This is a genomic window from Bacteroides sp. OF03-11BH (genome assembly GCF_003604005.1).
GTDB classification, from domain to species: Bacteria; Bacteroidota; Bacteroidia; order Bacteroidales; family Bacteroidaceae; genus Bacteroides; species Bacteroides ovatus.
Window position 1 is genome coordinate 1 of the sequence record NZ_QTMW01000098.1, and the last position, 3,698, is coordinate 3,698.

4 protein-coding genes and 1 pseudogene are annotated in these 3,698 nt (G+C 51.1%); 1 reads left to right on the forward strand and 4 read right to left on the reverse strand.

All coding sequences use genetic code 11. From position 1 onward, the window contains the following. The coding region (locus DXA54_RS28415; protein ID WP_207903529.1) for a hypothetical protein at window positions 1-212 on the forward strand (212 nt) is incomplete at its 5' end. Window positions 213-597: 385 nt separating this feature from the next. Here the strand turns inward: DXA54_RS28415 and DXA54_RS27610 are convergent. From DXA54_RS27610 to DXA54_RS28855, 4 genes and pseudogenes are all read right to left on the reverse strand, one after another. After that, window positions 598-1,521: pseudogene (locus DXA54_RS27610) on the reverse strand (YWFCY domain-containing protein); the annotation flags it as partial. Between the two features lie 30 nt (window positions 1,522-1,551). After that, entirely contained in the window at window positions 1,552-2,799 is a 1,248-nt protein-coding gene (mobB, locus tag DXA54_RS27615) for a conjugal transfer protein MobB (RefSeq protein WP_004291483.1), read from the reverse strand. Further along, window positions 2,778-3,206, reverse strand: a complete 429-nt coding sequence (gene mobA / locus DXA54_RS27620) for a conjugal transfer protein MobA (protein ID WP_004291488.1) — start codon at window positions 3,204-3,206, stop codon at window positions 2,778-2,780. The genes mobB and mobA overlap by 22 nt, the downstream gene beginning before the upstream one ends. Before the next feature lie 269 nt (window positions 3,207-3,475). Further along, a complete protein-coding gene (locus DXA54_RS28855; RefSeq protein ID WP_074668551.1) occupies window positions 3,476-3,655 on the reverse strand; it encodes a hypothetical protein in 180 nt (59 codons plus the stop codon). Window positions 3,656-3,698 lie beyond the last annotated feature (43 nt).

Genomic DNA, 3,698 nt, shown 5'->3' on the forward strand with positions numbered 1-3,698 from the left:
AGTTACCATATACGGAAGTCTGCCCACTTTCGTGTCGGATGATGTTACCCTCATTAACTCGTGATGTTGGTTCAATCCGTATCCTCCCCATTACAGGGCGGCATTCGCTTTCTCCGTTATCTCATACCTGCACCCCATTCGGCTTGCCTTGCGGTTCGCTTACTCGCATTATTACGAGAGAGATACAGGCTTGCCCTGTTCCACGCAATTGACAAACGGATAGTTTAGGTTCTGCCAAGTCCGCCGGCAGTGCTATGTCCGTGTAACCCCAACATGGGCGAGGGTTATCCGACTGCTTACCTTTTGGTGAGAGCTAAAGTCTCTTGCGCTCCTTCAAACCTTACGACGGCTAAAGTCAGTTCACATTACGTTAACCATGCTATCCAGCCTCGCCACTCGACGGTATGATACTAACCGCCCTTGACGTTCCCTCACGGTTCAGTCTTGTCCTTTCGGAAAGTGTACTTTGTCCTATAAGCTTAGCACAACCCATCACTGGAGATGCACCTTATAGTAGGCTACCGCTGACGGAACAGCGGGTTAAATCTTGCAATATACATTGCTGTTTAACAATTAATTACGTGACTTTTCAGGTCACACCCACGTTTTATTGAGGTTGAGCATTATTGTGTAGGCACTCTCATAGGCATCCGTAATATCTTCCATAAAATCCGGGTGAATGGGATTGCACCGATGAGAGCGTCGCGGGTCGTCGAAGTTGATCACATAGAACTTCGGCTTTACCTTGTAGCCGTCCGGGTGGTTCAGCAAATGGTTGTAGGCAATAGTAGATAGGTCGGGATACTTGAAATCGTAGATGTATTGACTAAAGCCCTTTTCAATCTGTTGCTTGATAAAATTGTTTACCACGGCATAGGACTTGCCGCTGCCCGGCGTACCCAACACGATGGACGCACGGAAGGGATTAACTACATTGATCCAACCGTTGTTCCAGCGTTTCCTGTAATAGAAACGTGTCGGCAGATTGACCGAATACTCGCTTTCGATAAGCCTCGTTTCCTGCATGAAACTCTCGTTCTCGTTGTTGAAAACATCCTCCATCAAATTGTGTTTCAACAGGCGGCTCATCCACAGACCACCCATCAACAGGCAGACATAGCCCGTTCCAATGGTAAGGACATACAGTCCCGTCACCGCTTCAAGCGGCAGCGGCAGGGGCAGCAACCACCAGTTCAGGAAAAACAGCACGAACCCGACGGCAAATGCTGTCCAGATTCTCCCCCAAGTGATTTTCTCACCCTTGACACCCTTCGTACCCAGACAGGACAAGGCAAGCAAAAGGACGGAAAACAGCTTCGTGTAGAGAATGGAATGGAACAGCCCCGCCGTGCGGTCGAAGTTCAGAAGGATTTTGTCCACCACGCCGATGTTCACGCCCCACAGCCGGATGGCTTCGTAGCAGAACCAGTACACGTTCATGACCACTAAAATGATACTCACGGCACGCAGAAAATCCATGATTTTCGCCAATGCCCTCAAATCGTCTTCTTGTTGTGACATACATTGATTTTTTAATTGTTGATACTCTGATTACATACCCAAGCCCTTGCGTTTTTTCTTCTTTTTGCGCTTCATCGCCCGGATGAAAGCCTCTTCCTCGGCATCTACCGCCGGACCTTCGGGAGTGAGCAAGCCCATACCGCCCGATATATCTTCACTGTCGTAGGCGGTCTGCCCGTGTGCCTTGTCCGCAGCATCCACAGGGATGGATAGCGGTATCGGCGGTTGTCCGGCGTATGGCAGGGTGAAGTGTTCCTGCAAGGCATTCGCCGAAAGCTCCTTACCCATGCGCGAACCGTTCAGCACGCATCCCGTGCGGTGGTCGATGAAGGTAGCCCCATAGATGCGCCCTTCCTCTGTGTAGCGCAGTACGGTGTCGATGCCCTTCTCTTTGAGTTGGGATACAAATTTGTCCTTGTCATAAGTGCCTTGCAGCACGGAAAGGACGGTGCGTTTCGTCATGTCTGCCAGTTTCCTATCCTTGATTTCCGATTTGGAACGGACAAACTTCTTCTGTACGGCTTCATAGCCTGCGGACTTCCCGAAAAGCGAGGATTTGAACGGGTTGCCCACCTTGTTACCCTTGTCGTCCGTGACGGAATAGACCAGCCCGTGATACTCCCGTCCGCGCACGTTGCCCCTCGCTTCCTCCACCGTCATATTATATAAGGAAAGGAGCGCACGGTATTCGCCCATCGTCTGGAAACGGTACTGCCCATTCAGAGCCTTCACGGTGTTGCCTACCTGCTTCTTCACATCACCTGCCGATGCGGCCACCTTGCGCAACGGATTATCCAATCTCTGATTTTTACGTTCTGCCGGATGCAATCCGTACTTCTGTTCCAGTTCCCTGCGGATACGGTCGCTGCGGCGGTAGAGAAAATCCCGGTTGAGCCTTTTCCCGTTCTCGTCCACGTTGACCGTCACGATGTGCAGGTGGTGGCGGTCGATGTCCTCGTGCTTGAATACAAGATAAGGCTGGTTTCCGAAACCGAGTTTTTCCAGATACTCGCGGGCGATATTCTGCAACTCAATATCGGTCAGCACATCCTCCGGGTGCGGGTTGAGAGAGATATGCACCACCGGCTTCTCGATCTTCATCTGCGGTGGCAGGAAGGTGAGAAAACCCTCCATCGCCTTGCCTATGTCCACCGTTCCCGAACCGTCATTGTAGATGCGGTTGGTGGTGAGAAGCCGCCCCTGCGCCTCGTTAATCTTCTCCCCGTTGTAGGCAATCGCGCCGTACAACGAACTTCCTACACTGATTTTTGCGACCATTTTGCCTCCATTTCCCTTGAAAGTTCCACAATCCGGCGGCTCAGTTTCACGAGTTCGACGGTGTGTTGCTCTAATTTGTAGAGCAACGCCATCGCCTTTTTCTCTGAAAAATGCAGCCTCAGTTCCTTCACGACTTGGTTGTAATTCGTACCCACGGCACGGAATTGTGCATGAAAATCCGACAGTTTGGTGTAATAGTCCACCAACGTCTTGTCCACCTTCAGCACCTTGAACGGTTGCCCGAAGAAGTGCGCTTTGAGGAAAACAGACCGTGCATAGACACCCGATTTTCCGAACATGGCGAGGAAACGGTTGTGTTCCTCCTCGTTGAAACGGACGGTGTACCGGTACACCGCCGGATCAAGTTTGGGATTTCTCCCTGATTTGCTTTTCCTTTTCTCTTTCATATTACTTTGGATTTAGCGGATTGACGGCATAAGCCGCCGCTTCGGATTACAGCACCGCAGTTCTGAAAGGCTTCCCGACTTCGGAGGGAAAGCCCGCCCCCTGCAAGGGCAAGTGCTTTTCGTGGCTGCTCAAAATATTTTGAGCGGCTGAAAAGACATCTTGCTATGTTCAGGTGAACATAAAAATCCGTCGAGGACGGATTGGGGATGATTCCTTTCAAACTCCGGGCTGCGCTACCTGCGGCGTACCCTGCCGTTCGGGTGCAAAGTTACGCCCTTAAGGCGATGTCCGACAGAGGCTTGACCCGGACAATCAGTGCCAACCGGCGCAACGTGCTGCCACTTGCCGGAGAAGTGATACAAGTTCCAAAATATCCTTGTTTATTTGCAGTGTGATTCGGATGTGGGACTGAAAATACACTCCTTCCGCCAGATGTTCGGACAGCAATCCGGGCATCAATCCAAACGGTTGAAAACAGGTGTATGTATTCA